This is a genomic window from Hydrogenimonas thermophila (assembly GCF_900115615.1).
GTDB lineage: Bacteria > Campylobacterota > Campylobacteria > Campylobacterales > Hydrogenimonadaceae > Hydrogenimonas > Hydrogenimonas thermophila.
Window position 1 is genome coordinate 86,644 of record NZ_FOXB01000005.1, and the last position, 23,737, is coordinate 110,380.

At 35.2% G+C, this 23,737-nt stretch carries 24 protein-coding genes, 1 tRNA gene and 1 pseudogene; 19 read left to right on the forward strand and 7 right to left on the reverse strand.

The features are described from left to right. The first annotated feature begins 3 nt into the window (after positions 1–3). The 7 genes from BM227_RS03040 (at position 4) to BM227_RS03070 (ending at position 5,410) form a co-directional block, all read left to right on the forward strand. The gene (locus tag BM227_RS03040; RefSeq protein ID WP_092911066.1) at positions 4–1,446 is read left to right on the forward strand and encodes an MlaD family protein; all 1,443 of its coding nucleotides are present in this window, start codon (positions 4–6) and stop codon (positions 1,444–1,446) included. Between the two features lie 14 nt (positions 1,447–1,460). Continuing rightward, complete coding sequence (locus BM227_RS03045) at positions 1,461–1,730, forward strand: J domain-containing protein (protein ID WP_092911068.1); 270 nt, start codon at positions 1,461–1,463, stop codon at positions 1,728–1,730. A 71-nt stretch (positions 1,731–1,801) separates the two neighbouring features. Beyond that, positions 1,802–4,006 carry a polyribonucleotide nucleotidyltransferase gene (locus tag BM227_RS03050; protein WP_092911070.1) on the forward strand — a complete coding sequence of 735 codons (2,205 nt, stop codon included), beginning with the start codon at positions 1,802–1,804 and terminating at the stop codon, positions 4,004–4,006. Between the two features lie 99 nt (positions 4,007–4,105). After that, positions 4,106–4,411 (forward strand): F0F1 ATP synthase subunit C, encoded by a 306-nt coding sequence (locus BM227_RS03055; protein WP_092911072.1) that lies wholly within the window; start codon positions 4,106–4,108, stop codon positions 4,409–4,411. A 94-nt stretch (positions 4,412–4,505) separates the two neighbouring features. Next, positions 4,506–4,591, forward strand: a tRNA-Leu gene (locus tag BM227_RS03060). Positions 4,592–4,643: 52 nt separating this feature from the next. Next, entirely contained in the window at positions 4,644–4,949 is a 306-nt protein-coding gene (locus BM227_RS03065) for a nucleotidyltransferase family protein (RefSeq protein WP_092911073.1), read from the forward strand. Beyond that, positions 4,937–5,410, forward strand: a complete 474-nt coding sequence (locus BM227_RS03070; RefSeq protein WP_218147904.1) for a hypothetical protein — start codon at positions 4,937–4,939, stop codon at positions 5,408–5,410. The genes BM227_RS03065 and BM227_RS03070 overlap by 13 nt, the downstream gene beginning before the upstream one ends. Before the next feature lie 246 nt (positions 5,411–5,656). Here BM227_RS03070 and BM227_RS03075 read toward each other — a convergent pair whose 3' ends face one another. The 5 genes and pseudogenes from BM227_RS03075 to surE form a co-directional block, all read right to left on the reverse strand. After that, positions 5,657–6,088 (reverse strand): HepT-like ribonuclease domain-containing protein, encoded by a 432-nt coding sequence (locus BM227_RS03075; protein WP_092911075.1) that lies wholly within the window; start codon positions 6,086–6,088, stop codon positions 5,657–5,659. Continuing rightward, a complete protein-coding gene (locus BM227_RS03080) occupies positions 6,081–6,365 on the reverse strand; it encodes a nucleotidyltransferase family protein (protein ID WP_092911077.1) in 285 nt (94 codons plus the stop codon). The genes BM227_RS03075 and BM227_RS03080 overlap by 8 nt, the downstream gene beginning before the upstream one ends. Positions 6,366–6,479: 114 nt before the next feature. After that, positions 6,480–6,652: pseudogene (locus tag BM227_RS13300) on the reverse strand (DEAD/DEAH box helicase family protein); the annotation flags it as partial. A 61-nt stretch (positions 6,653–6,713) separates the two neighbouring features. After that, positions 6,714–7,352 carry a tRNA threonylcarbamoyladenosine dehydratase gene (locus BM227_RS03085; protein ID WP_092911078.1) on the reverse strand — a complete coding sequence of 213 codons (639 nt, stop codon included), beginning with the start codon at positions 7,350–7,352 and terminating at the stop codon, positions 6,714–6,716. Then, entirely contained in the window at positions 7,342–8,136 is a 795-nt protein-coding gene (gene surE, locus BM227_RS03090) for a 5'/3'-nucleotidase SurE (protein ID WP_092911080.1), read from the reverse strand. The genes BM227_RS03085 and surE overlap by 11 nt, the downstream gene beginning before the upstream one ends. 46 nt (positions 8,137–8,182) lie before the next feature. Between surE and BM227_RS03095 the strand changes: the two genes are divergently transcribed. From BM227_RS03095 to BM227_RS03130, 8 genes are read left to right on the forward strand one after another with little or no spacing between them, the layout of a single operon-like run. Further along, entirely contained in the window at positions 8,183–9,499 is a 1,317-nt protein-coding gene (locus BM227_RS03095) for a thioredoxin-like domain-containing protein (protein WP_092911081.1), read from the forward strand. Next, positions 9,496–10,527, forward strand: a complete 1,032-nt coding sequence (gene lpxB / locus BM227_RS03100) for a lipid-A-disaccharide synthase (RefSeq protein ID WP_092911083.1) — start codon at positions 9,496–9,498, stop codon at positions 10,525–10,527. The genes BM227_RS03095 and lpxB overlap by 4 nt, the downstream gene beginning before the upstream one ends. A 59-nt stretch (positions 10,528–10,586) precedes the next feature. After that, positions 10,587–11,078 (forward strand): transcription elongation factor GreA, encoded by a 492-nt coding sequence (greA, locus tag BM227_RS03105; protein WP_092911085.1) that lies wholly within the window; start codon positions 10,587–10,589, stop codon positions 11,076–11,078. Positions 11,079–11,081: 3 nt separating this feature from the next. Further along, on the forward strand, positions 11,082–12,089 hold the full coding sequence (argC, locus tag BM227_RS03110; protein WP_177201965.1) for an N-acetyl-gamma-glutamyl-phosphate reductase: 1,008 nt from the start codon (positions 11,082–11,084) through the stop codon (positions 12,087–12,089). Further along, on the forward strand, positions 12,079–12,843 hold the full coding sequence (locus tag BM227_RS03115) for a UDP-2,3-diacylglucosamine diphosphatase (RefSeq protein ID WP_092911087.1): 765 nt from the start codon (positions 12,079–12,081) through the stop codon (positions 12,841–12,843). The genes argC and BM227_RS03115 overlap by 11 nt, the downstream gene beginning before the upstream one ends. Then, positions 12,840–13,784 (forward strand): chemotaxis protein, encoded by a 945-nt coding sequence (locus BM227_RS03120; protein WP_092911088.1) that lies wholly within the window; start codon positions 12,840–12,842, stop codon positions 13,782–13,784. The genes BM227_RS03115 and BM227_RS03120 overlap by 4 nt, the downstream gene beginning before the upstream one ends. 24 nt (positions 13,785–13,808) lie before the next feature. Then, positions 13,809–16,331 carry a hybrid sensor histidine kinase/response regulator gene (locus BM227_RS03125; protein ID WP_092911090.1) on the forward strand — a complete coding sequence of 841 codons (2,523 nt, stop codon included), beginning with the start codon at positions 13,809–13,811 and terminating at the stop codon, positions 16,329–16,331. 2 nt (positions 16,332–16,333) lie between these two features. Further along, entirely contained in the window at positions 16,334–16,831 is a 498-nt protein-coding gene (locus BM227_RS03130) for a chemotaxis protein CheW (RefSeq protein ID WP_092911091.1), read from the forward strand. A 41-nt stretch (positions 16,832–16,872) separates the two neighbouring features. On the opposite strand, the gene BM227_RS03135 is transcribed toward BM227_RS03130, so the two are convergent. Then, positions 16,873–17,787 (reverse strand): methylenetetrahydrofolate reductase, encoded by a 915-nt coding sequence (locus tag BM227_RS03135; RefSeq protein ID WP_092911093.1) that lies wholly within the window; start codon positions 17,785–17,787, stop codon positions 16,873–16,875. Positions 17,788–17,858: 71 nt separating this feature from the next. On the opposite strand from BM227_RS03135, the gene serB reads away from it, so the two are divergent. The 4 genes from serB to BM227_RS03155 are packed head-to-tail and all read left to right on the forward strand — an operon-like array spanning position 17,859 to position 21,693. Next, on the forward strand, positions 17,859–18,482 hold the full coding sequence (serB, locus tag BM227_RS03140) for a phosphoserine phosphatase SerB (protein ID WP_092911094.1): 624 nt from the start codon (positions 17,859–17,861) through the stop codon (positions 18,480–18,482). Then, on the forward strand, positions 18,472–20,253 hold the full coding sequence (locus tag BM227_RS03145; protein ID WP_092911095.1) for an ABC transporter ATP-binding protein: 1,782 nt from the start codon (positions 18,472–18,474) through the stop codon (positions 20,251–20,253). The genes serB and BM227_RS03145 overlap by 11 nt, the downstream gene beginning before the upstream one ends. Further along, positions 20,240–21,004, forward strand: coding sequence for an undecaprenyl-diphosphate phosphatase (locus BM227_RS03150; RefSeq protein WP_092911096.1), 765 nt, complete (start codon positions 20,240–20,242; stop codon positions 21,002–21,004). Before BM227_RS03145 ends, BM227_RS03150 begins: the two co-directional genes overlap by 14 nt. Then, positions 21,001–21,693: a tetratricopeptide repeat protein gene (locus BM227_RS03155; protein ID WP_092911115.1), complete on the forward strand. Its 693-nt coding sequence runs from the start codon at positions 21,001–21,003 to the stop codon at positions 21,691–21,693. The genes BM227_RS03150 and BM227_RS03155 overlap by 4 nt, the downstream gene beginning before the upstream one ends. Before the next feature lies 1 nt (position 21,694). On the opposite strand, the gene BM227_RS03160 is transcribed toward BM227_RS03155, so the two are convergent. Then, a complete protein-coding gene (locus BM227_RS03160) occupies positions 21,695–23,674 on the reverse strand; it encodes an EAL domain-containing protein (RefSeq protein ID WP_177201966.1) in 1,980 nt (659 codons plus the stop codon). Between the last annotated feature and the right edge of the window lie 63 nt (positions 23,675–23,737).

Below are 23,737 nucleotides of genomic sequence, written 5' to 3' on the forward strand. Positions count from 1 at the left end.
ACTATGAAAACAGAAGCTAAAGTAGGGCTTTTTATAGCAATAGGATTAGTATTTCTTTTCCTGCTCAGTACACAAGTCAATAAATTTCAAGGCTTTACTAAGAAAGGGTATGAAATTGAAGCTGTTCTTACAGATGCTAGTGGATTAGAAAATCATGCAAAAGTAAAAATGAAAGGTGTAGAAGTTGGATATATCAATTTAATAAAACTTTATGGTAATAGTGTTTTAGTTCGAATGAAAATTAATGAAGGTGTTAAGATTCCTGAAGACTCAACTATTATTTTAGCACAAGAGTCATTGTTGGGTGGAAAGTATGTAAATATACTTCCAGGTAGTTCACAAACTTTTTTAGAAGCTGATGGAATTTTAAAACATCAGAAAAGAAGTGTTTCTCTTGAAGAGATGGGTACAGAGGTTGCTTTAGCAGCCGAAGAGCTTAAGCACTTTATACATGAACTTCGTATGACACTGAATGATCAGAGTCGTCAACAACTTAAAGAGACTTTCTCAAATTTGGAAAAATTAACAAAAGATTTAAAAGAGGTTGTAGAGCGTAATAAAGAGAATATAGATGATTTAGTTAAAAATATTAATGATGCGGCAAAACAGTTTGGCAATATGTCATCAAAATTTTCCACCAGTGCTGATACGATAAATGCTGACTTGCCAAATATTATGACAAAGCTTGAAAATATTCTTGTCTCATTTGATAGTGTAGGTAAAACCCTTGATACAAAACTTCCAACTTTGGCAGATAAATTTGAATTACTTGAAGATCAACTCGATACAGTAATAAAAGAGAATAAACAGCCATTAAACAGTGCTCTTAAATCTGTAGATGGCTTTTTCAAAAAGGGGCAAGGTACCATAGATAAACTTGACAATTATCTAAACTCTGTAACACAAAGTCGGCTTGATTTGGGAATGGACTATTTTTATATGGCAAATGATGGACAAAGTAGAGGAGTTTTTAGAGCTGACTATATGCCTTCATATAGCCGTCACTATATGATAGATGTCGTGTCATTGCCTGATTATTCAGAGAAAGATATAAATGGAAATTATTTAGCTAATGTAGACCATGCGAAATCAAAGTTTTTTGTTTCTGCCCAAGTAGGAAAACGTTATCGTGATTTTATGCTTAGAGGAGGCTTGATAGAGAGTACGGCAGGATTTGGTATTGACTACTACCTTTATCATGATCGCTTGAAATTGACTATGGAAGCATTTGATTTTAGAGCTGTAAATGATTTACGTGGAAAAGATTTACATTTAAGAGCATTAGCTAGGTATAGGTTCTTAAAACATATTGATGCATATATCGGAGCAGATAATATGTTAAATCAAGATGCTTTCAATATTATGTTTGGTATGGGTGTAAGTTTTGAAGATGATAGAATAAAGTATCTTCTAGGAAGCAGTGCTGGAGCATTTTCGTCAAACTAATATAGGTAGTGTATTTGAGTAAAAATTATGAAGCTATTCAAAAGGCGTTAGAAATTTTAGGTTTGCCTACCCATGTAAGTTGGTATGACATAAAATCAAGATATCGATATTTGGCATCTAAAAAACATCCTGACACTGGTGGTGATGATGAAGAGATGGCTCAAATTAATGCTGCATATGAATTATTAAAAAAATATGTTGAAAATTTTCGCTTTTCATTTAGTGAAGAGGAAGTAGATAAACAGTTTCCCCAAGATTTTCATACAAAACGTTTTAGATTTTAATCTTTTTAGATGTAAAATTATTTTGTAGAATAATCTTATTAAAAATATAAAATATGATAGAAAGAGACACCATGACATGTAGATTTGAATTTGAGATGAATAATCGTTCCATAACAGTTGAAACAGGTAAAGTTGCCCGTCAAGCTAATGGAGCAGTTTTGCTAAAAAGTGGCAATACAGTTTTGTTGGCAACGGCAGTTATGGATGAAAAACCTGTAGAAGAGCATTTTTTGCCTCTAACTGTTCAATATATAGAGAAAAGTTATGCAGCAGGTAAAATTCCTGGAGGTTTTGTAAAACGTGAGACAAAACCAAGCGATTTTGAGACTTTAACATCACGTCTTATTGACAGGTCTTTAAGACCACTTTTCCCAAAAGGCTTTTTTTATCCGGTACAGATAACAGTAATGCTTTTAAGTGTTGATGATGGTGCAGATTTACAGTCATTGGCACTTGATGCAGCATCAGCAGCTCTTTACCTTTCTGATATTCCTGTTAAGAAGTGTGTAGCTGGTGTTCGAATAGGAAGAAAAGATGGAAAGTTTATCTTAAATCCTACTCTAGATGAGCTTGAAGATGGATCATTGGACCTTTTTGTTTCAGGAACAAAAGAAGATCTTTTAATGATTGAAATGCGCTCAATTGGTACAGTAGAAGTTGAGCTTGAGCCATCTGTAACTGTTGATCCAATGATTGATCCTATGATGGCAGAGCAGGTTATTCAGATTCCAAGAGTTAATGAACTGAATGAAGAGGAGCTTGTTGAAGCAATTTCTCTAGCTCAAAATGCAATCAGCCTAGCAGCTGGTGAGTACGAGAAAGCATTTGCTGAAGCAGTAAAACCAAAAGCAGATGTAGAACTGTTTGATGAAGTAGCCAATCCTTCGATTGTAGCATACATTCAGGAATTTTACATGGATGACATTAATCACGCTTTAGATGGAATGGCAAAAAGCGAGCGTGGTGGTGAACTCAAAGCAATAGTTGCAAAAGTAATGAGTGATGATGTTGCTGTAAAAGAGGAGTGGAGTGAAGAAGAGGTAAAGTGTGCTGTTGATGCGGTTAAACGTGCAAGAGTTAGATCGATGATTCTTGAAGAGGGTCGTCGTGCTGATGGAAGAGGGCTAAAAGATGTAAGACCTATAAGCATAGAGACAAATATCTTGCCTAGCGTTCACGGATCATGCCTCTTTACCAGAGGTGAGACACAGGCTTTGGTTACGTGTACTTTAGGGAACCGCCAAGATGCACAGATGTTTGAAAGAATTACTGGTAAAAGTGCTAGTTATGAAGAGTTTATGGTTCACTATAACTTTCCGGGATTTAGCGTTGGGGAAGCTTCTCGCATAGGACCTCCAGGTCGTCGTGAATTAGGACACGGAAACCTTGCAAAACGTGCAATTGAGCCAAGCCTTGATAAAACAGAGTTGGATGCAATTGTACGTTTAGTCTCAGAAATTTTGGAGTCTAATGGTTCATCTTCTATGGCAACTGTTTGTGGTGGTTCATTAGCTCTTAAAGCTGCTGATGTACCGGTTCAAAAACTGATAGCCGGAGTTGCTATGGGGCTTGTTACAGAGGATGACAAATATGCCATTTTAACAGATATCATGGGATTGGAAGATCATGATGGCGATATGGACTTTAAAGTTGCCGGTAGCAAAGATGGTATTACAGCCCTTCAAATGGATATTAAACTAGGTGGTATCAGTTTAACTCTTTTAAGAGAAGCTCTTGAACAGGCTCGTGAGGCAAGATTGCATATTCTTGAAATTATGGAAAAAGCAGCTGCTGAGATTGAGGTTAATGAGTCTATTTTGCCAAGTACAGAAATTTTCCATGTAGAGCCTCATAAAATAGTAGATATTATTGGTCAGGCTGGAAAAACAATTCGTGAAATTATCGAAATGTTTGAAGTAAGCATAGACCTTGACAAAAAAGAGGGTGAGGTTAAAGTTTCAGGCCCTAGCAAAGCTAAAGTGAAAGCTGCTTGCGATCATATTAAAGGTATAGTTCAAAACGGTGGAGCAAAAAAAGAGATTCCACAATTTGAACTTGATAAACCTATTGTTGGAAAAGTGAAAAAACTGGTTGATTTTGGGGCGTTTATTGAGTTGCCTGGAGATATTGACGGTCTGTTGCACATCTCTAAAATTTCAAGAGGACGCATTGACCATCCAAGTGATTTGTTGAGTGAAGGTCAGGAAGTTGAAGTTGTAGTAAAATCACAAAAGGGTCATAAAATAGAGTTGGCACTTGCCAAGCCTTTGGATTAAACATAGTTTTACAAAACTTTGGTTAAAATGCGCCTGCAAAGTGATAAGTAGGGATACGCAAGCCGAACGGACTTTGCAATATTTTAACAGGAGCTTTTTATGAAAAAGTTTTTTCTTTTGATGATGGCATTTGCAGGGTTTGCATTTGCAGGTGAAGGTGAGTCTATGATCCAAGCATACAGCGTTGTTGCAGCTGGTGTTGGTCTTGGTCTTGCAGCACTTGGTGGTGCTATTGGTATGGGTAACACTGCAGCAGCTACAATTGCTGGTACAGCTCGCAACCCAGGTCTTGGCGGAAAGCTTATGACTACAATGTTTATCGCACTTGCGATGATCGAAGCTCAGGTTATCTATACACTTGTTATTGCTTTGATCGCTCTTTATGCAAACCCATTCCTAGGATAATTTGCATATTTTTTAAAATTGGCCTGAGTCTCTTGACTCGGGCCTTTTTTTTTGCTAAAATTCCGACCTCTAAACAACTACTACATAGCTTTACGCGTCGGTGGTGGAATCGGTAGACACGCTGTCTTGAGGGGGCAGTGGGCATCGCCCGTGCGAGTTCAAGTCTCGCCCGACGCACCACTTTAGTTTTCTGCTTTTTCGTTTTCCTTCTTCTTACAATTGGAGTTAGCCTATGAGATTAGAACAGTATGAGCTTGATGCAATAAGGGAAAGCTTTATCAAAAATTTTCAAAAAGGTAAAGTATATCTTTTTGGCAGTCGCGTAGATGAAAATAAAAAGGGTGGTGATATCGATTTATATATAGATTTAGGTGATAATGTTGATTTAAAAGAAGTTATGAAAATGAAACAAGATTTTAAATTGGATATATATGATAAAATTGGAGAGCAAAAGATTGATATAGTAATATCTAAAGATAAACAGAGTTCAATCGTGCAAGAAGCTTTAAAAAAAGGTATTTTATTGTGCGAGATATAGTCGTTAAAGAGAAACTTGAAAAGATATTTTATGAGTGTGATATGCATATTTTAAGATTAAATAGTGCATACAAAAAGATGTCAAGCTTTATGCCGTTAACAAAAGAGAGATATATAAACTTAAGTGACGACGAAGTAGAACATATTGACCAGTTTTTATTTAGGTTTGCAAAACTTCAAGATGCCATGGGTGCAAAATTGTTTAAGAATATATTGATTTTTCTTGAAGAAGATATTGAAGGTAAACCATTTATTGATATATTAAACTTAATGGAAAAACTAGAACTAATAAAAAGTGCAAATGATTGGAAGAAGTTAAGAGATGATAGAAACGAACTATCTCACAATTATGAGAATGAACCTGAGAGCATGAGTCTGGTTATAAATCAGCTATATGCCAAAAAAGATCTTATAGTAAATATATACGATCACATAAAAGAAACATATAAAAATAGAATATAATTAATAGAATTACTTTTCAATTTTTGAATGATGAAAAGTTTTACTAAATTTCATCGGCAAGTTCTTTTATATATCTATCTACATTATTGAATGATATAAGGTTTCCTTCATCTAAATTTTTTTGAGATTTTTCAATAATAGTTATAAAGTTATCCTCTTTTTCTATAATCTTTACATCTTTGTTAAAGCCTTCTAAAATAGAGAGGATTTTATTTACTATACTATCTTTTACTTCTATTGTAAATATTATTCTTCTATCTCTTTTTCTAAGTCATTTAAGAACTTTAGTACATTTTGATTTTTTTCATTCTCTATTTTTGCAGATTTTATAGCTTTTAATAGATTTGTATTCTTTGCAATGATTATTAAATCTTGGTAATATTTAGGTAGTTTATTTTTAATTACATCAAATACAATATTTTCATCTATACCAAAATAGCCATGAATTATTTGATTTCTAAAATCAACAATTCTTCTGTAATCACTGCTTAAATACCCTTCTTTTAAAAGATAGTTTGTAGCTTCGCCTATGATCTCTAATTCTCTTAAAGTACCATCCCATTCTAATTCACTATATAATAAATCTTGAGCATTATCAAAGTTTTTAGTATATCTGCCTATTTTATCTATAGCTATAAAAATATCTACAATATATAAACTAATATCTCTTTTATACATATTCTACTTCTTTATAGATTGTTGATTTAAGATGTTCTCTAACATTGTGAAATAGACCTAAATCAACTTTTTTTTGAAAACTTTTTTCTAAAAACTCTTTTAGTTCGTAGTAAGCATCAAAACTTGGTGGCATATCTACTAAAATATCTATATCACTGTTTTGATTTTGTGTATTTTTTGCATAGCTTCCGAAAAGAGCTATTTTCTTAATATGATATTTTGACTCTAATTGCTCTTTATTCTCTTTTAAAAAGTTGAGTATGTCTGTTTTATCCATTAGCTACTCTCCTTTTTGCTTAAGATATTTTCTATCTCTTTGATTATATCATCTATCTCTTTACTATTTTACTTGATATTTTCTACAAACTCCATTGGTGATCTTATGGGTCTTTTTAGATTCAGCTTTTGCTTCCACTATGGCTAAGTTTGTATTTCTGTAAGTTATAAGGTAATCTACAAAATATTTTTTACCTCTTTTACCGCCAATGAGTTTTCACTCCATCCACTCTCATTTAGTTTTGGTGTAATTAGTTTTGCTTTAGTGTCAGCTTCAAGATAACTCATAACAATCCATTTTAAATGATTTATGTGGATTTTAGCAAAAAATAGTAAAGCTAGAGGTAAATTAATCTTTATTTATTATTTTTTGAATAGCAGCTGAACACATAGCAAGACCAAAACTTCCTGTTACTCCAACAAAGCTCCCTTTTGTTTGACACTTTGGCTCTTCTGGGCTAAAGAGTGCTGGAAAGTCACCTTTAAATCCACTTTTTTTAAGCTCATAGCGTATCTTTCTTGCAAATGGATCACCATGTGTTTTCCAGATGGAGGCTATCTCTATTTTTGTCGGGTCCAGTTTTCTGGCTCCTCCTGTGGCACTTATGAGTTTTGGCGATACTTTGTGAGCTAGTGTAATTTTTGCACGGATGTCATCTATTGCATCAAGTACCAAATCAAAAGAGCTAAAATCAAAATTTTCTATCCATTTATCATCAATTTTAGCCTCTATTGGAGTAACAGTTGGGTAGAGTTCTGCTAGTCGATGTACTTTTACAGCTCCAACTTTATCACTGCCAATTTGCCTGTTTTGGTTAGTAATGTCATATTTGTCAAAATCAACTATTGTAATATCTTCAACACCGCTTCTAACTAAACAGTCTAAACAGAAACTTCCAACTCCTCCTACGCCAAGCAGGAGTATTTTTGCTTTACGGAGTTTTTCAAAGTCATCTCCCATTAACATTCGACATCGTTCATATTTCATCTTCAATCTTCCACTCTTTTAATCTATCAATATCTTCATAACTTGTCATATCAAGTTTTACCGGTGTAATTGAAACATAGTTCTCTTTGATAGCTTCAAAGTCGCACATTCTATTTTCATCTGGAATCCATTGAAGTGGGTGAAGTCCTAACCAGTAGTACTCTTCACCTCGTGGATTGCGGTGTAGTTGTGCATCATTCCCATATAGTCTGTAGCCTGCCTTGGTAACTCGAAAGCCTTTGCACTCTTTTGGTTGAACAGGAGGTACATTTATATTTAAAAAACGCCTGTCACCCAATGGGAAACCATCTTCTAAAATCTTTTTACAGATGTTGTAAGCTGCTTTTTTTGCCAGTTCAAAACCAAGCTCATCAATGTTTTGACAACGGCTTCTGCAAACCTGGCTTATGGCAATTCCTGGAATACCTTGCAAGACTGCTTCCATTGCGGCACTCGCTGTACCGCTGTAGGTGATATCTTCACCCATATTTGCACCTTTGTTAATTCCGCTGACAACAAGATCTGGTTGACACTCTTCACTAAAAAGAGCATATTTACTTAGGTAAACACAATCTGTAGGTGTTCCATCATCCAGTTTGAAAAAATCATCATCTATCTGCACAAATCGAAGCGGACGTGTAAGGGTTAGACTGTGACCGCACGCTGATTTTTCCACTGTTGGTGCAACAACAGTAATATGACCTAATGGGCGCAGTGCTTCAACCAAAGCTTTTAACCCTAGCGATTCAAAGCCATCATCATTAGTAATAAGTATACGTTTCAAGATTTACTCCAGAATTTTTTGCAAATTATATTATAATTGGCCCATAATGAATAGCAAGAAGAGAAAATTACTGGTACATGCGCCATCTATTACAGAATTAGAGTGTATTGTATCAGGAAAAAAGATTAATACTTTTACAGATAAATGTTTTGTACTGCTTCACTTTTTTACAGGCGGATGCATTAACTGTCTGCACGTTCTTGAAGAGTTGAAGCGTGTAGAGTTTCCAAAAGGTTTGGTTGTTATTGGCATTCATACAGGAAAGTTTGATAAAGAGAAAGAGGATGAGTGGATCAAGGAGTTAATTGCTAGGTACAACATCGATCATCCTGTGATTAATGATGCTGATGGCAGATTATGGGACAGTTATGGTGTTAGGGCTTGGCCTACTCTTGTATTGGTTTCTCCAGATGGCTATGAAGTAGCCAGAAGTAGTGGAGAAGGAAGAGTACCAAAACTACTTGAAGCTTTTGAAAAGTACCGTAATGATTACACTTTATCTGGTGAGTGGAGTATCTTAAATATGAATAGCAAAAGAGTATCTAGTGATTTTTCAAAACTGTTTGCTACAAAAGAGAATATTTTTTTGAGTGATATAGGCAGAGGGTGCGTGCATATTTGTACACACACCGGTGAAATTATTAAAACAATTGAAGGTTTTAAAGAGCCACAGGGGATTTATGTTAAAGATGATTATATTTATGTAGCAGACAGATTAGCCGGAACAGTTGTAAAAGTTGATCTTCAAAATGGAAATAGAAGAGTTATAGCAGATAATTTACGTTCACCTTGGGGATTGACAGGTGATGAACAAAGATTACAGATTGCAGTGGCTGGGTCTCATCAGATATGGCAGGTTGATTATGATGGAAACAATCTTACTCTTTTAGCCGGAATTGGCTCTGAAGGTATTCGTGACGGAGATGCTGTAACAGAAGCTCTTTTTGCTCAACCGACAGATTTGGATTGGTTGAATGATACGCTTTATGTCATAGATGCAGAAGGAAGTGCATTACGCTCTATTGAATATGGGCGTGTTAAAACATTGATTGGATGGGATCTTTTTACATTTGGTGATTGTGATGGAATTGCAGAATTAGTGCGTCTTCAGCATCCAGAGGGTCTTTGTGCCGGTATTGGAGGTTGTGGCAATCAACGAATCTTTATATGCGATACATATAATGGAAAAGTAAAAGTTTATGATCCACTAAATGGGCGTGTAGTAACACTGATAGATGGGTTGAATCATCCTACTGGTATTTGCAAGGTAGATTGTTGGCTATATGTAGTTGAAAGAGGAGAAGATATATTGGGTCGATTTGATATAAGTACAATGGAGTATGAAAGGATGAAGATAGAATGAATCTGTTGGTCAGTGCATTGGAGCCTTCTGCAAACTTGCATTTGAAGTTTTTGCTTAAAGAGCTTGAGAATGTAAATATATCAGGTATATTTGATCGTAGCCTAGGAGAGCCTCTTTATGGGATGGATGAGTTTTCCGTTATGGGTGTTGTTGATGTTCTAGCCAAATACTTTAAAGGCAAAGAGGCGATTGCAGAGATGGTGAGCTTGAGCAAAAATTGCGATAAAGTTCTGCTTATAGATGCTCCAGCTTTTAATATTCCTCTTGCAAAAGCTATTAAAAAGAGGTATCCGGATAAAGAGATTATATATTATATTTTGCCAAAGGTGTGGGCATGGAAAAAGCATCGTGCAGCATTGGTAGATCACTACTGTGACAGACTTGCTTCAATTTTTCCATTTGAAAGAGATTTTTTTAAAAATGCAGAGTATGTAGGTAATCCACTGCTTGATGAGATTGATATAAAAAGAGTAGTAAGTAGTGATAAAGATACTATAGCTTTCTTGCCTGGTAGCAGAAAGAGTGAAATTACAAGGTTGATGCCTGTTTTTCAAGAGACTGCTAAACAGCTTGGTAATAGACGAAAATTGCTGGTTATACCTGAGTTTATAGATAAAAATAGAATTGAAGAGTGGTATGGTGACATCAGCTCTTTTGAAGTAGTGCAAGATACCCATAAAGCAGTTGCACAAAGTCATTTTGCTTTTGTTTGCAGTGGAACGGCAACATTGGAGACTGCTCTTATAGGAACTCCATTTGTTCTGGTTTACAAAGCTCGTCCTCTGGATTATAAAATAGGACGATTTTTTGTCAAACTTCCACATGTGGGGCTTGCAAATATTATTATGGATTTTGAAAAAAAATCGCCTGTACATCCAGAACTTTTTCAAGAGGATGTAAACAGTGACAATCTGCTTAAGTTTTATGAAACTATGGATAGAGACCATTTTGATAAAAAGAGTGAAGAACTTAGGAGTATTCTTAAAACTGGCAGTGCTCAACGTGTAGCTAGTATGATTTTATCGTGATTTTTTTAATAAAGCCAAATAAAGATATAATATAAAGAAAAAAGATTGGAGAAGAGTTTATGCAAAAAGAACCTATGACAGAGTTTGGGTATAAAAAACTTAGTGAAGAGTTGGAATATTTAAAAAGCGAAGCACGCCCTGCAGTAGCAAAAGAGATTCAAAAGGCAAGAGAGCTTGGTGATTTGAAAGAGAATGCTGAATATCATGCTGCTAAAGAAAAGCAGGGGTTAATGGAGGCTCGCATTGCAGAGCTTGAAGATATTTTAGGACGTGCACAGGTTGTTGATCCTTCAACATTTGAGCATAAGCGTGTTAGTTTTGGATCAACAGTTACTCTTATAGATATAGATACAGATGATGAAATAACATATACAATTGTTGGAGCAAGTGAAGCAAATCCAGATAAAGGGCTTATCTCTTATCATTCGCCGCTTGCAAAACAGTTGATTGGAAAAGAACCCGGTGACGAAGTGCGTGTAAACTTGCCTGGCGGTGAAAAGGATTATGAGATAGATGAGGTATGTTACAAAGAGATCTGTTTTGGAGATTAAGCTGTGATTCCTGTTGCTATTATTGGTGCCAGTGGATATACTGGATTAGAGTTAGTTAAAATTCTCACTCAGCACCCTGAATTTGAATTGGTTTATGTAGCAACCAGTGAAGGTGAAACAACTATACAGCAGTTGCATCCTTCACTTGAAGGCGTTGTAACAATGCAAGTAGAGAAGGCAGATGCTAGTGAAGTAGCAAAAGTTGCTCAGATAGCCTTTTTGGCTTTGCCTCATAAAACATCTATGGGTTTTGCATCACAATTGCTTGAACTAGGTGTAAAAGTAGTAGACTTATCGGCAGACTATCGTTTGAAACTTGATAGATATGAAGCACACTACTGCAAACATACAGATACAAAACACTTATGCGAAGCAGCTTATGGTCTTCCAGAGTTTTATCGCAATAAAATCAAAGAGAGTCGGATTATAGCCAATCCTGGTTGTTATCCTACAGCTTCTTTGCTTGGTCTTTTACCTTTTATACCATATATAAAAAAAGATACTCCTATTTTCATAGATGCTAAAAGTGGAGTAAGTGGAGCAGGGAAGAAACTTTCATCAACAACCCACTATGTGACAATTAATGAAAATATCTTTGCCTATAATCCTATAAAGCATCGTCATGCACCTGAGATTGCTGAGAAGATTGATGAGCTTTTTGTAACGCAGGTAGAGGTAAACTTTGTGCCTCATCTAATTCCAGTAACAAGAGGAATGCTTTGTAGTATATACATGCAGCTTGAAAATGAACTGGATCCTATTGAAGTACTTGAAAGTTTATATAAAGATGAGCCGTTTGTGCGAGTCAGAAATAATCCTGTAGACATAAAATCTGTTGCTGGTACCAACTTTTGCGATATCTACGCAACAATGAATGGCAATAGTCTATTTATCAGTTCAGCTATTGATAATCTTTTAAGGGGTGCAAGTTCCCAGGCTGTTGTAAATGCAAATATCATCTGCGGTTTTGATGAAACACTAGGAATTCCTCAACTTGCTTATGTCCCATAAAAAACTCTTAACTTCTAACTTCCAGCTCCTGACTTTAAAAGATGGAGCTTGGCTTATTGCTGATGCTCACTATGCCCACTACAACACTGCATTATATGACTTTTTAAGTTGTAAAGATGAAGATTTACCTCCACAGCTCATACTGATGGGTGATATTTTTGATCTTCTGTTTGGAAATGCTCCAAATTCCATTGAACCAAATTTAAAAATGGTCGATCTTTTAAAAAGCATTGCTAAAAAGGTTGAGGTTATCTACCTTGAAGGAAATCATGATTTTGGTTTAAAAACAATATTTGGTGACTCTATAAAGATAGTTCCAAGAACAAAACAGCCTCTTTTTATGAGTGCAAACAGTAAAGTTGTAGCACTTCATCATGGAGATATGATGCAAGGGATTGGTTATGAGATATATACTGCATTAATTAGAAATAGATGGATAGATCGAGTTTTAAACACTATTGATTCTTTAAGAGATGGAAAAATAATAGATTGGCTTGAAAGATATAATCGCCAAAAAAAGCCTTGTTATTCAATAGATAGTTTTGAAAATATAGTTTCACAACGTTTAGATATATTGGAACAAAAGTTTGAATTTGACTATTGGGTAGAGGGGCATTTTCATCAAAATGTACAATACAATTTTAATGAAAAAAAATATTGTAATTTACCTGCTTTTGCTTGTTGTCAAAGTTATATTGTTGTAAAATTAAGTGAAAGCGGCATCAATTTTATAGAAAAAAAAGGTTCGCCATGACGTCAAAAAGAGATGTATTAAAGGTTGGAACCAACGAATTGGAGTTGGTGGATTTTCGTATTCTCAAAGAAGAGAATGGTGAGGTGTATGAGGGTATTTATGGTATTAACGTATCAAAAGTGCGTGAAATCATTAAATACCCTAAACTAACTGAACTTCCTGGTGTACCAGATTTTATAGAAGGAATATTTGATCTTCGTGGTGTTGTAATACCAGTGGTTGATCTGGCAAAATGGATGGGCATTAAGGTACCAGAAAATTTAAATATTCAGCCTAGAGTAATTATTGCAGAATTTAATAATGTTCTTATTGGTTTTGTTGTGCATGAAGCAAAGCGTATTAGACGAATAAACTGGAACGATATTGAACCAGCTTCTTTTGTATCTGGGCATGGAGTTTTAGATAAGAGCAAGATAACTGGTGTGACTAGAATTGAAAATAATGAAGTACTTTTAATTCTTGATCTTGAAAGTGTTGTAGAAGAGTTAGGTTTCTATCAGCCTGAAATTGATGCAGACATAAAAGTTGAAAGTTTTAGTGGTATGGCATTAATTTTAGATGACAGTGCAACTGCTAGAAAAATAGTAAAAGATGCAATGGCAAAAATGGGCTTTACCGTTATTGAAGCAAAAGATGGTAAAGAGGGGCTTGAAAAGCTTGAAGAATTATATAATATATATGGCGATCAAGTAAAAAATGAGTTGAAAATTATTGTATCAGATGTAGAAATGCCTTTAATGGATGGCTTCCACTTTGCTGCAAGAGTAAAAGATGATCCTAGGTTTAATGAAATTCCTATTGTCTTTAACTCATCTATAAGTGATCACTTTAGTGAACAAAGAGGTAAAGATGCAGGTGGTGAAGGATATTTAGTTAAATTCGATGCCAATACTTTCTATACAGAAGTAGCTAAAATTGTGCGCTCCCACATTAAGAATTAGAGTTGTGTAATAAAAGGATGAGAGATGGATGAATTTCAGGAAATATTAGAAGACTTTTTAATTGAAGCGTTCGAGATGATCGAACAGCTCGATAATGATTTGATCGATTTGGAGAGCAATCCGGAAGATTTGGATTTATTGAATCGTATTTTCCGTGTTGCTCATACTATAAAAGGTTCAAGTTCATTTTTGAATTTTGATGTATTGACTCATCTTACACATCATATGGAAGATGTATTAAATAAAGCTAGACGTGGCGAGTTGGTTATTACGCCTGAGATTATGGATGTTGTACTTGAGTCTACAGATAAGATGAAAGCTCTTTTAGAGCATATCAAAGAGACTGGAACTGATGAAGGTGCTATAGATGTTGCACCTACTGTAGCAAGACTTGATGCGGTATTAAAAGGTGAAGATATATCTTCTGTTTCTGAATCTCAGTCAGAATCTGAGCAAAAAACTGAGTCACAGCCTGAAGAAGAATCTGAACCAAGCTCTACTGAAGAGAAAGATATCTCTGAAATGACTGAAGAAGAGGTGGAAGCAGAGATAGAGAGGTTATTAAAGCAACGTCAGGAAGAGGATCGTAAAAAAAGAGAAGCTAAAAGAAAAGCCCAAGAAGCTGGTGAAAAAGTTGAAGAGAGTGGAGAGAAAGATATCTCTGAAATGACTGAAGAAGAGGTGGAAGCAGAGATAGAGAGGTTGTTGAAGCAACGTCAAGAAGAGGATCGTAAAAAGAGAGAAGCTAAACGGAAAGCTCAAGAAGAAGCAGCAAAAGCTCAAGAAGAGAAGAAGGCTGAAGAGGCAGCTCCACAAGCCAAGCAAGAGGTAAAAGCACCTTCACCATCACCTTCGGCACCAGTAAAAAAAGAGACACCTAAACCTGCTCCTGCTGCAAAAGAGAGAAAAACTACAATGGAGCAGACCATACGTGTTGATGTTAAGCGTCTTGATGACTTGATGAACCTTATTGGCGAACTTGTTCTTGGTAAAAACAGACTTCTTAAAATTTATGATGATGTAGAAGAGAGATATGAGGGTGAACAATTCCTTGAAGAGTTAAATCAAGTTGTTTCATCAATTTCACTGGTAACCACAGACCTTCAAATAGCAGTTATGAAGACCAGAATGTTGCCAATTGGTAAAGTTTTCAACAAGTTTCCAAGAATGGTACGTGACCTCTCAAGAGAGTTGCATAAAGAGATTGAACTTGTCATTAGCGGTGAAGAGACAGAACTTGATAAGTCTATTGTTGAAGAGATTGGTGATCCTCTTGTACATATTATTCGTAACTCTTGTGACCATGGTATTGAACCGCCTGAAGAGCGTGTGGCAAAAGGTAAACCACCAAAAGGTACTGTACAATTAAAAGCTTATAATGAAGGTAACCATATCATTATTGAGATTGTTGATGATGGTAAAGGCTTGAATGCAGATATGTTAAAAGAGAAAGCTTTGGAAAAAGGTTTGATCAGCGAAAAAGAGGCTGAACAAATGAGTGACAAAGAGGCATATATGCTGATTTTCAAACCAGGCTTCTCTACTGCTGCCAAAGTAACAAATGTCTCTGGCCGTGGCGTTGGTATGGATGTTGTTAAGTCAAATATTGAAAAACTAAATGGTATTATTGAGATTGATTCTGAAGTAGGTAAAGGTACAACTCTTAAACTTAAAATTCCATTGACTCTTGCAATTATTCAGTCTTTACTTGTTAGTGTTCAAGAAGAGTTTTATGCGGTACCTCTTGCTTCTGTTCTTGAAACAGTACGAATTACACCAGATGAGATACAGAGTGTTGAAGGGCGAAGTGTTCTAAGACTTAGAAATGAAGTATTGTCACTTGTTCATCTTGCTGATATTTTTGATGTAGAACGTGTCTTCAGTATGGGTGAACATGCATATGTTGTTATTATAGGTTTAGCTGAATCTAAGATTGGATTGATTGTTGATTCTCTAGTTGGTCAAGAAGAGATTGTTATTAAGTCACTTGGTGAATACCTTAAAGGTATTGAAGGTATTGCTGGTGCTACAATTCGAGGAGATGGTAGAGTCACTCTTATTGTAGATGTTGGTGCATTGATGAATATGGCAAAAGATGTGAAAAGCTCTATTCAAAACCTTGAAGGGCCAAGTGATGCAATGAAAGAGAAAACTTCGCCAAGTGATTACAATATTTTAATAGTAGATGATAGTAAAACAGATAGATCTATTATGCGTAAAGCTCTTGCACCTCTAGGTGTATCAATAACAGAAGCGACCAATGGGGTAGAAGCATTAAATCTTATGAAAGATGGAAGTAAGATTTTTGATGCGGCATTGGTAGATATTGAAATGCCAAGAATGGATGGCTACACTCTTGCAAGTGAAATTAGAAAATTCAACAAATTCAAAAACATTCCACTTATAGCGGTTACAAGTAGAACTAGTCGAAGTGATAGAATGAGAGGAGTTGAGGTTGGTATGACTGAGTATATTACCAAGCCTTATACTCCAGAGTATCTAATGAATGTAGTTGCAAGAAATATAAATCTTAATGTGGAGCAGTAATCATGAGTACACAACTTGAACAAGTACTAAAAAAACAGCAGCAACAACAACAAGCTCCTGATGAAGCTGATTTGGAAAAAGAGGTACAAATAGTAGGATTTATGGTAGGTGATGAAGAGTTTGCAGTTCCTATTTTAAGTATTCAGGAGATTATTAAACCTATTGAATATACTCGAGTACCTAAAACACCAGGGTATGTACTTGGTGTTTTCAATCTTCGCGGTAGTGTTTTACCTCTTGTTGATTTGAGAATGAAATTTGGTCTCTCAAAATCAAAAGAGAGTGAAGATACCAGATATATGGTAATTAAAGAAGATGATGAAATTGCCGGGTTTGTTATAGACAGATTGACACATGCTACACGCATTAAAGAGAAAAATATTGATCCAGCACCTGAAACACTAAATGATGAGAATAATCTCATTGAAGGTGTAGGAAAGCAGGAAAACAAACTTATCTCAATTTTAAATGTTAAAGCTCTTTTAAAAAGAGACTTTTAAAAAATTATGAATTATGAGTGATGAATGATGAATTAATTTCATCATTCATCTAGTAGTTGTTTTGCCAACTTGAAACGGTTGGCAGTCATTAAGTGAATTTTTGGATGTAACTCTTTTATCTCTTCATAAATCTTTTGACTTAATTCTAAACCTCTCTTCTCCTCTTCTGATTCACCTTTTTGGTTGGCAGTATAGAGTATATCTAACCATCTTTTTGGTACATGTATGCCTGGTACATGCGAAGCAAGAAATTGTGCAGTTTTAAGGCGTGTTATAGGAAAGAGACCAATAATCAATGTTCCTTTGTTTGCATTGCTTAAATGTTTAGCTTCTTCAAATAGTTCAAGAAGCATTTGTGCATTCTCTTTATCAAAAACAGGCTGGGTAATAATGCCAATTGCTCCATGTTCAAGTTTCTTGGTAAATTTTTTCAATAATGTTTTTGGGTTTTTTGCAAATGCATTGCTAACTGCAAAAGGGTAGATAGGACGAGGTTTAATGTTGAATTCACGACCGGCAAAATCTATGCCTGCATTGAAACATTTAATGATATCCAAAAGCATTGTACTATCACTCTCAAAGACACCTTTGGCCGCAGGTTGATCACTTATTTTTGCAGGGTCTCCTGTAAGAGCAAGAATGGTACGTACATCTATATTGTTAGCCCCAAGCAGGTCCGACTGTAGTGCTATCTTATTTCTGTCACGCATACTCATAGTAGCTAGAACCGGTTTTTTAAAACGTTGTTGAAGAAGCATTGCTGCAATAATTGAGTTAAATTTCAGTTTTGCCAGGGGGTTATCTGTAGTGCTGAAACCATCTACTTTATCGGCAATTCCAAGTTTTTCTATTGTATCTATAACCGGTATAAAGTTCGCATCATGTTTTGGTGTTGTTTCAAGCGTAATGTAGCTCTTTTTTGGATCTTGAAGTTTTTCAATGAATTGTTCAAACATTATTTTATCCATCTATTTTTTACGATATTATATCATTTTGTTTTTGCGAGTTAATAGTTAGGAGAATTTTTATGAAGTTAGCTGTATTTGATTTTGACTCTACTTTGATGGATGGAGAGACAATAGATTTTTTAGCTGAGCCTTTAGGTCTTAAAGAGAAGGTTGCAATTATTACAGAGCGTGCTATGCGAGGTGAATTGGACTTTTTTGAAAGCTTGACAACACGTGTACAGCTTCTAGAAGGGCTTTCTATTGAAACGGTTGATACCATCTGCCACAATCTTCCATTTATGCCAGGGGCTAAAGAGACAATTGCTGAATTAAAAAGCTTTGGGTATAAGGTAGTTGTTTTTAGCGGCGGTTTTAGAAATGCAACAAGCTATGCAAAAGAGATTCTTGGTTTTGATGCCGATTTTTCAAATGTTTTACACTCTAAAGATGGAGTGCTTACCGGTTTGGTAGGTGGTGATATGATGTTTGACTTTTCTAAGGGTGATATGTTGCAAAGACTTCAGGCTCTTTTGGGTATTACATCTAAAGATACATTGGTTGTAGGTGACGGTGCCAATGATCGCAGTATGTTTGCTCATGCTGATACTCGTATAGCTTTTTGTGCCAAAGATATATTGAAAAAAGAGGCAAATGTTATTATTGATACAAAAGATTTAACTCAGATTTTAGCACATGTCTCTTAGTTTAAAAAAAATTTTTGATACGATAAAAAGCTATAAGAAAGCACTTATAGCAGGTAATATTGTCGCTATTTTAGCAGCACTTGTAAGTGTGCCTACACCACTGTTGATTCCAGTCCTTGTTGATGAAGTGCTTTTGAAAAAGAGTGATACATTAACACATTGGCTTGATACACATATAATGCCAATGGATACATTAGGCTATGTGTTGACTATATTGCTTGCAACTGTTTTTTTACGTTTTTTATATACAGCACTTAGTATTTTACAGACAAAAATATTTATGCAAATATCTAAAGATGTAACATACCGCATACGTGTTCAAGCACTAGAACATCTTAAACGAATCTCTATGAAAGCGTATGAGACATCGCACTCAGGTTCTATCTCTTCCAAGCTAGTAACTGATATTGAAACAATTGATACTTTTATTGCTTCAACGGTAAGCAGATTGATAATTTCAGTACTTTCGCTTATTGGGATTGCTGGTGTACTTTTTTGGATTCACTGGGGGCTTGCACTCTTTATCATCATACTGAATCCTCTTGTAATTACCTTTACAACTAAATTGGCTAGGAAAGTCTCCAAACTAAAAAAAGAGGAGAATCTTGCTATAGATCTATTTCAATCTGCACTGACAGAGACACTTGATCTATTTGGGCAGATAAGAGCATCCAATCAAGAGCAAGGATTTTTTTCACAACTCACCAATAAGGCACGTAATATTCGTGAGCGCAGTATAGCATTTGGTTGGAAGAGTGATGCGGCAAACCGTATATCATATCTTACTTTTCTTGCCGGGTATGAAGTGTTTCGTGCTGCAAGTATTTTAGCTGTTGCATTTTCTGATCTAAGCATCGGAATGATGTTAGCAGTATTTGGCTATCTTTGGTATATGGTAACGCCTGTACAGGATATTTTAGGTATTCAGTATGCTCTGCACAATGCCAGAGCGGCAGTTGCTCGCATTAATGAAATATTTGACATGCCAATTGAGCCGGAATTTCCTCATAAGAAAAACCCATTTACAGATGAACAGGTTGGTGTAAAACTTGAAAATGTAAATTTTGGATACTCTGAAGATACACAAATATTGAAAGATATCTGTTTTGAAGCAAAGCCGTCTCAGAGGATTGCACTTATTGGTGCAAGCGGATCAGGTAAAACAACACTGGCACAATTGATTGTAGGTTTTTACCCTATTGACAGTGGAAGATTGCTTTTTAATGGCATTGATGTAAAAGAGATTGGATTAGATGTAGTTCGAGAACATGTAAACCTTGTATTGCAAAGTCCAAAACTTTTTAACGATACGATTCGTTTTAACATTACTCTTGGACGTGAGATTTCTGAAGATGAAATTTGGAAAGCTCTTGAAATGGCTCAAATGAAGAGTGTAATTGAAGATTTTGAAAAAGGGTTAGATACTGTAGTAGGACGTGACGGCATCAAACTTTCTGGTGGACAGAGACAACGTATAGCTATTGCAAGAATGATTGTGGCTGATCCAAAAATAGCAATTTTAGATGAGTCAACATCTGCTCTTGATGTACATACTGAAGCCAATCTTTATGAGGCACTTGAGCCATTTTTTGAAAAACGTACAACTATTATGATCGCACACAGGTTAAGTACTATTCGCAAAGCAGACTATATTTATGTTCTAGAAAAAGGGCGCATTGTAGAAGAGGGTACACACGAAGAGCTTTTAAAAGAGGAGGGTGTTTATATGGGATATATTCAACAGTCAGGAGCTTGTAATGGAGTTGTTTGATGCATTAATTTTAGGCATAGTAGAAGGAATTACAGAGTTTTTACCTGTCTCATCAACAGGTCACCTTATTTTAGCTTCAAGCCTTTTAGGAATTGAGCAGACAGATGTCCATAAAACATTTGAAGTTGTTATTCAACTGGGTTCTATTCTTGCAGTAATCTTTGCTTTTAAAGATAAAATTTTTCATAGCTTGGAGCTTTGGAAACGTCTTATTGTCGGATTTATTCCTACGGCTGTACTTGGTTTAACTTTGTATAAGATTATCAAGTCTCTATTTGCTCCTGAAACAGTTGCTTATATGCTTGTAATTGGTGGTGTAATTTTTATTTTGGTTGAACTCTTTTATAAAGAGAAAGAGCATCATATTGGGTCAGTGGAACAGATCAGTTACAAACAAGCCTTTCTCATTGGTCTTTTTCAATCTATGGCAATGGTTCCAGGTACTTCTCGATCAGGTGCTACTATAATAGGTGGAATTTTAATAGGTTTGAAGAGAAAGACCGCAACAGAGTTTAGTTTTTTACTTGCTGTACCTACAATGTTGGCGGCAACTGCATATGATATACTCAAACACCATAGTGAGTTTGATTTTTCTCAAGCTCAGGCACTTGGCGTTGGTTTTGTAACCGCTTTTATTGTAGCATTAGCTATAATCAAATGGTTTTTGAGCTTTGTAAAGAAGCATAGTTTTATTCCATTTGGGATTTATAGAATAGTTGTAGGGCTTATATTTTTAGGAGTTGTTTTATGAGTAAATATTTTGAGATGGCATCTAAGCTTTATCAGGATGGTGATAAAGTATCGGCGTTTAATTCCTTTTTAGAGTTGGCTATTGACGGTGATGCTGATGCACAGGCAATGGTTGCTTATATGCTTGAAAATGCTGAAGGATGTGATGCTAATCTTGAAGAAGCAGTTGAATGGTATAAAAAGGCAGCTGATCAGGGACAATCTATAGCTCACTTTAATCTTGGGCAGATTTTACGTAGTGGAAAAGCCGGCAGTGTCGATGAGTCTGCAGCTTTTAACCATTTTATGAAATCAGCTCACGCTGGTAATCTGCATGCGATGTTTGAAGTAGCACAAATGCTTGAAAATGGTATAGGTACTCCAAAAAGTCTTGAACGAGCTGCAAGTTGGTATGAAACAGCTGCAAGGTATGGTCATACAGAAGCTCAAAACTCTATTGGTGCAATGTATCAAGAGGGTCATGGCGTTCCTCAAGATTATGCAAAAGCATTTGAGTGGTATGAAAAGGCAGCTAACGAAGGACATCCAAGAGCAATGTATAATCTTGGTATGCTTTATGACAAAGGCTGGGGTGTTGCAAGAGACCATGAAAAAGCATTAGAGTGGTGCAGAAAAGCTGCTCATGCTGGTCATGAGAAGGCGAAAGGAATTATTCGCCGTCTTCAAGAAGAGGGTAAGATTGTATTTTAGTTTATATATACCCTTTCTCTTTTCTGTTTAAATGCCATGCTTCAACACTTTGCGGACGACCAATAAAATAGCCCTGAGCATACTCAATTCCAAACTCTTCCAGCTCTCTGCGCTGTTTTTCAGTCTCTACACACTCAATTATAGATTCAAGTCCCAAAGAGTGGCTCATTTTAGAAGCAATATGAATAATTCTTCTTGTTGATTCTGAATGCTCCATTGTTCTTGTAAGAGAACCATCAAATTTTAGGTACTGTATGATGCCATCTTCTGCAAGTTTTATGACTGTTTGAAGTGAGCTGTATCCGGTACCAAAATCATCAATTGCAAATATAAGCCCATGCTCTTTATGCAGTTTTACAATCAATCCCAAATTTTCCAGCAATACCTGCTCTGTTAACTCTACAATTATTTCAGTACCAATAAGAGGTCCTCTTATTGCATCTATTAGTTTTTTCACATAATCTTTTTCAAGCAGTGTATCTGCTGAAACATTTATGAAAAGCTTGGTTGCAAATATACTGATTAAATCTTTATAGTGTATGATTTTATCTAAAATCAAGTGGTCCAAACGACCAATAAGTTTCATGTCTATTAGCAGATCAATGAAAGCCCCTGCAGGTATATATTTATCATTCTCTTTAATACGTGCAAGAACTTCAAAAGCATGTATATTATCAGGATTATGAATACGTGAAATTGGTTGCAAGAAAATTTCTATATTTCCATTATCAAGCATTTTTTTAAGATATGTAATATGCTTATAGTGGTTATTGATCCAGTGTAACATATCTTTTTGAGCTGACTCTGATGTCAAGAAAAGAGGTGATTCACTATTTTTTAGCTTCTCTTTAAGATAGATAAAGATTGTTCTTATCTCATCATTTTCCAGAGTAAAAGGAGGTGTTATTTCTATTACTCCCTGTTTTACACTAAAAACTGGAAGAGAAGGGCAATTTTGGATTCTATTCTGAAGGTCTTTATTAAATTCATCTATTACCGTTTTAACATCTTCAAGTAAAAAATCTTCAAAAAAGAGATAGTAGTCTCCTCCTACCCCTCTAGTATAAACCATAAATTCTTGATTATCACTATAGACCTGCTTTAAAGATTGATCTACCATTTCAATAACCATATCACCTACTTTTGGATTATAGAAAGTATTAATATGTTTCATACTATAAATGTCAAATACAGCAATATAAGATTGTTTTTGTGTAGGAATGGCTTTATGAATGTATCTTTTAAATGTTTTAGTTCTATCAAGTTGTGCATTAAAGTAGAGAACACCTATTAGATTCATCAGTCGTTCACTATATTCTCTTATTTCATTATAAAGTATATATGCCGATTTATAGTGCTTTTGTGTAAGTAGATAAGCAAAGGTAGCTGCTAGCTCGTGCAGTTTTGTATGTGTAGAACGTAAATATTCGCAAATATTTAATTCATTACAAACCATTTTAGACTCTGGATAGTTAAGTGCAGCTATAAAAGGACATGAGATGCTATCATATATAGGAAATTTACTCATATCATTTTCAATAATAGCATTGCGTAAATTTTCTTGCCATTCAGCATGTATCTTATATAGTATTTTTTCTTTGTAACTTCCAGAGATAATTGGCTCATGTCGTTTTGCTGCCATAATGAGAAACTTAAAAGCGATACTGTTTTTTAACTCTGCAAAATAGTTATTTATCTCTTCTACTCTTTTAGGTTCAACGGTAGAGATTAGTGTATCTTTAATAATTTCTAGATCATCTGATAAAATTGCAAAAGGAATATCATGTTTTACAAATATTTTGCAAAGTTTATCTGCTGCTGTTTCAATAGAACATGGTGCTATTTCAAATGTTTTGATAAATTTTTCAATTTCATCAAGAATGGCATCTTCACTGAATTTAAGATTGTAATTATGCATAAGTGCATTATGTTTATGAAATTTTTGTAGTTTTTTAATAAGTATACTGTAATGTTTTTTCATTAATAGGACTCTTTTCATTGACTGCTCTGTTATAATAAAAACTTAGAACTTAAATATCGAATA

Bases quoted from the DNA above. Each gene is read 5' to 3' on its own strand.
- BM227_RS03085 (WP_092911078.1), bottom strand. From the start codon at position 7,352: ATGAAATATGAACGATGTCGAATGTTAATGGGAGATGACTTTGAAAAA.
- BM227_RS03120 (WP_092911088.1), top strand. From the start codon at position 12,840: ATGACGTCAAAAAGAGATGTATTAAAGGTTGGAACCAACGAATTGGAG.
- BM227_RS03155 (WP_092911115.1), top strand. From the start codon at position 21,001: ATGAGTAAATATTTTGAGATGGCATCTAAGCTTTATCAGGATGGTGAT.
- BM227_RS03040 (WP_092911066.1), top strand. From the start codon at position 4: ATGAAAACAGAAGCTAAAGTAGGGCTTTTTATAGCAATAGGATTAGTA.
- greA (WP_092911085.1), top strand. From the start codon at position 10,587: ATGCAAAAAGAACCTATGACAGAGTTTGGGTATAAAAAACTTAGTGAA.
- BM227_RS03075 (WP_092911075.1), bottom strand. From the start codon at position 6,088: ATGTATAAAAGAGATATTAGTTTATATATTGTAGATATTTTTATAGCT.
- BM227_RS03125 (WP_092911090.1), top strand. From the start codon at position 13,809: ATGGATGAATTTCAGGAAATATTAGAAGACTTTTTAATTGAAGCGTTC.
- BM227_RS03095 (WP_092911081.1), top strand. From the start codon at position 8,183: ATGAATAGCAAGAAGAGAAAATTACTGGTACATGCGCCATCTATTACA.
- BM227_RS03050 (WP_092911070.1), top strand. From the start codon at position 1,802: ATGACATGTAGATTTGAATTTGAGATGAATAATCGTTCCATAACAGTT.
- BM227_RS03160 (WP_177201966.1), bottom strand. From the start codon at position 23,674: ATGAAAAAACATTACAGTATACTTATTAAAAAACTACAAAAATTTCAT.
- BM227_RS03135 (WP_092911093.1), bottom strand. From the start codon at position 17,787: ATGTTTGAACAATTCATTGAAAAACTTCAAGATCCAAAAAAGAGCTAC.
- BM227_RS03145 (WP_092911095.1), top strand. From the start codon at position 18,472: ATGTCTCTTAGTTTAAAAAAAATTTTTGATACGATAAAAAGCTATAAG.
- lpxB (WP_092911083.1), top strand. From the start codon at position 9,496: ATGAATCTGTTGGTCAGTGCATTGGAGCCTTCTGCAAACTTGCATTTG.
- BM227_RS03080 (WP_092911077.1), bottom strand. From the start codon at position 6,365: ATGGATAAAACAGACATACTCAACTTTTTAAAAGAGAATAAAGAGCAA.
- BM227_RS03055 (WP_092911072.1), top strand. From the start codon at position 4,106: ATGAAAAAGTTTTTTCTTTTGATGATGGCATTTGCAGGGTTTGCATTT.
- BM227_RS03150 (WP_092911096.1), top strand. From the start codon at position 20,240: ATGGAGTTGTTTGATGCATTAATTTTAGGCATAGTAGAAGGAATTACA.
- BM227_RS03115 (WP_092911087.1), top strand. From the start codon at position 12,079: ATGTCCCATAAAAAACTCTTAACTTCTAACTTCCAGCTCCTGACTTTA.
- BM227_RS03130 (WP_092911091.1), top strand. From the start codon at position 16,334: ATGAGTACACAACTTGAACAAGTACTAAAAAAACAGCAGCAACAACAA.
- serB (WP_092911094.1), top strand. From the start codon at position 17,859: ATGAAGTTAGCTGTATTTGATTTTGACTCTACTTTGATGGATGGAGAG.
- BM227_RS03065 (WP_092911073.1), top strand. From the start codon at position 4,644: ATGAGATTAGAACAGTATGAGCTTGATGCAATAAGGGAAAGCTTTATC.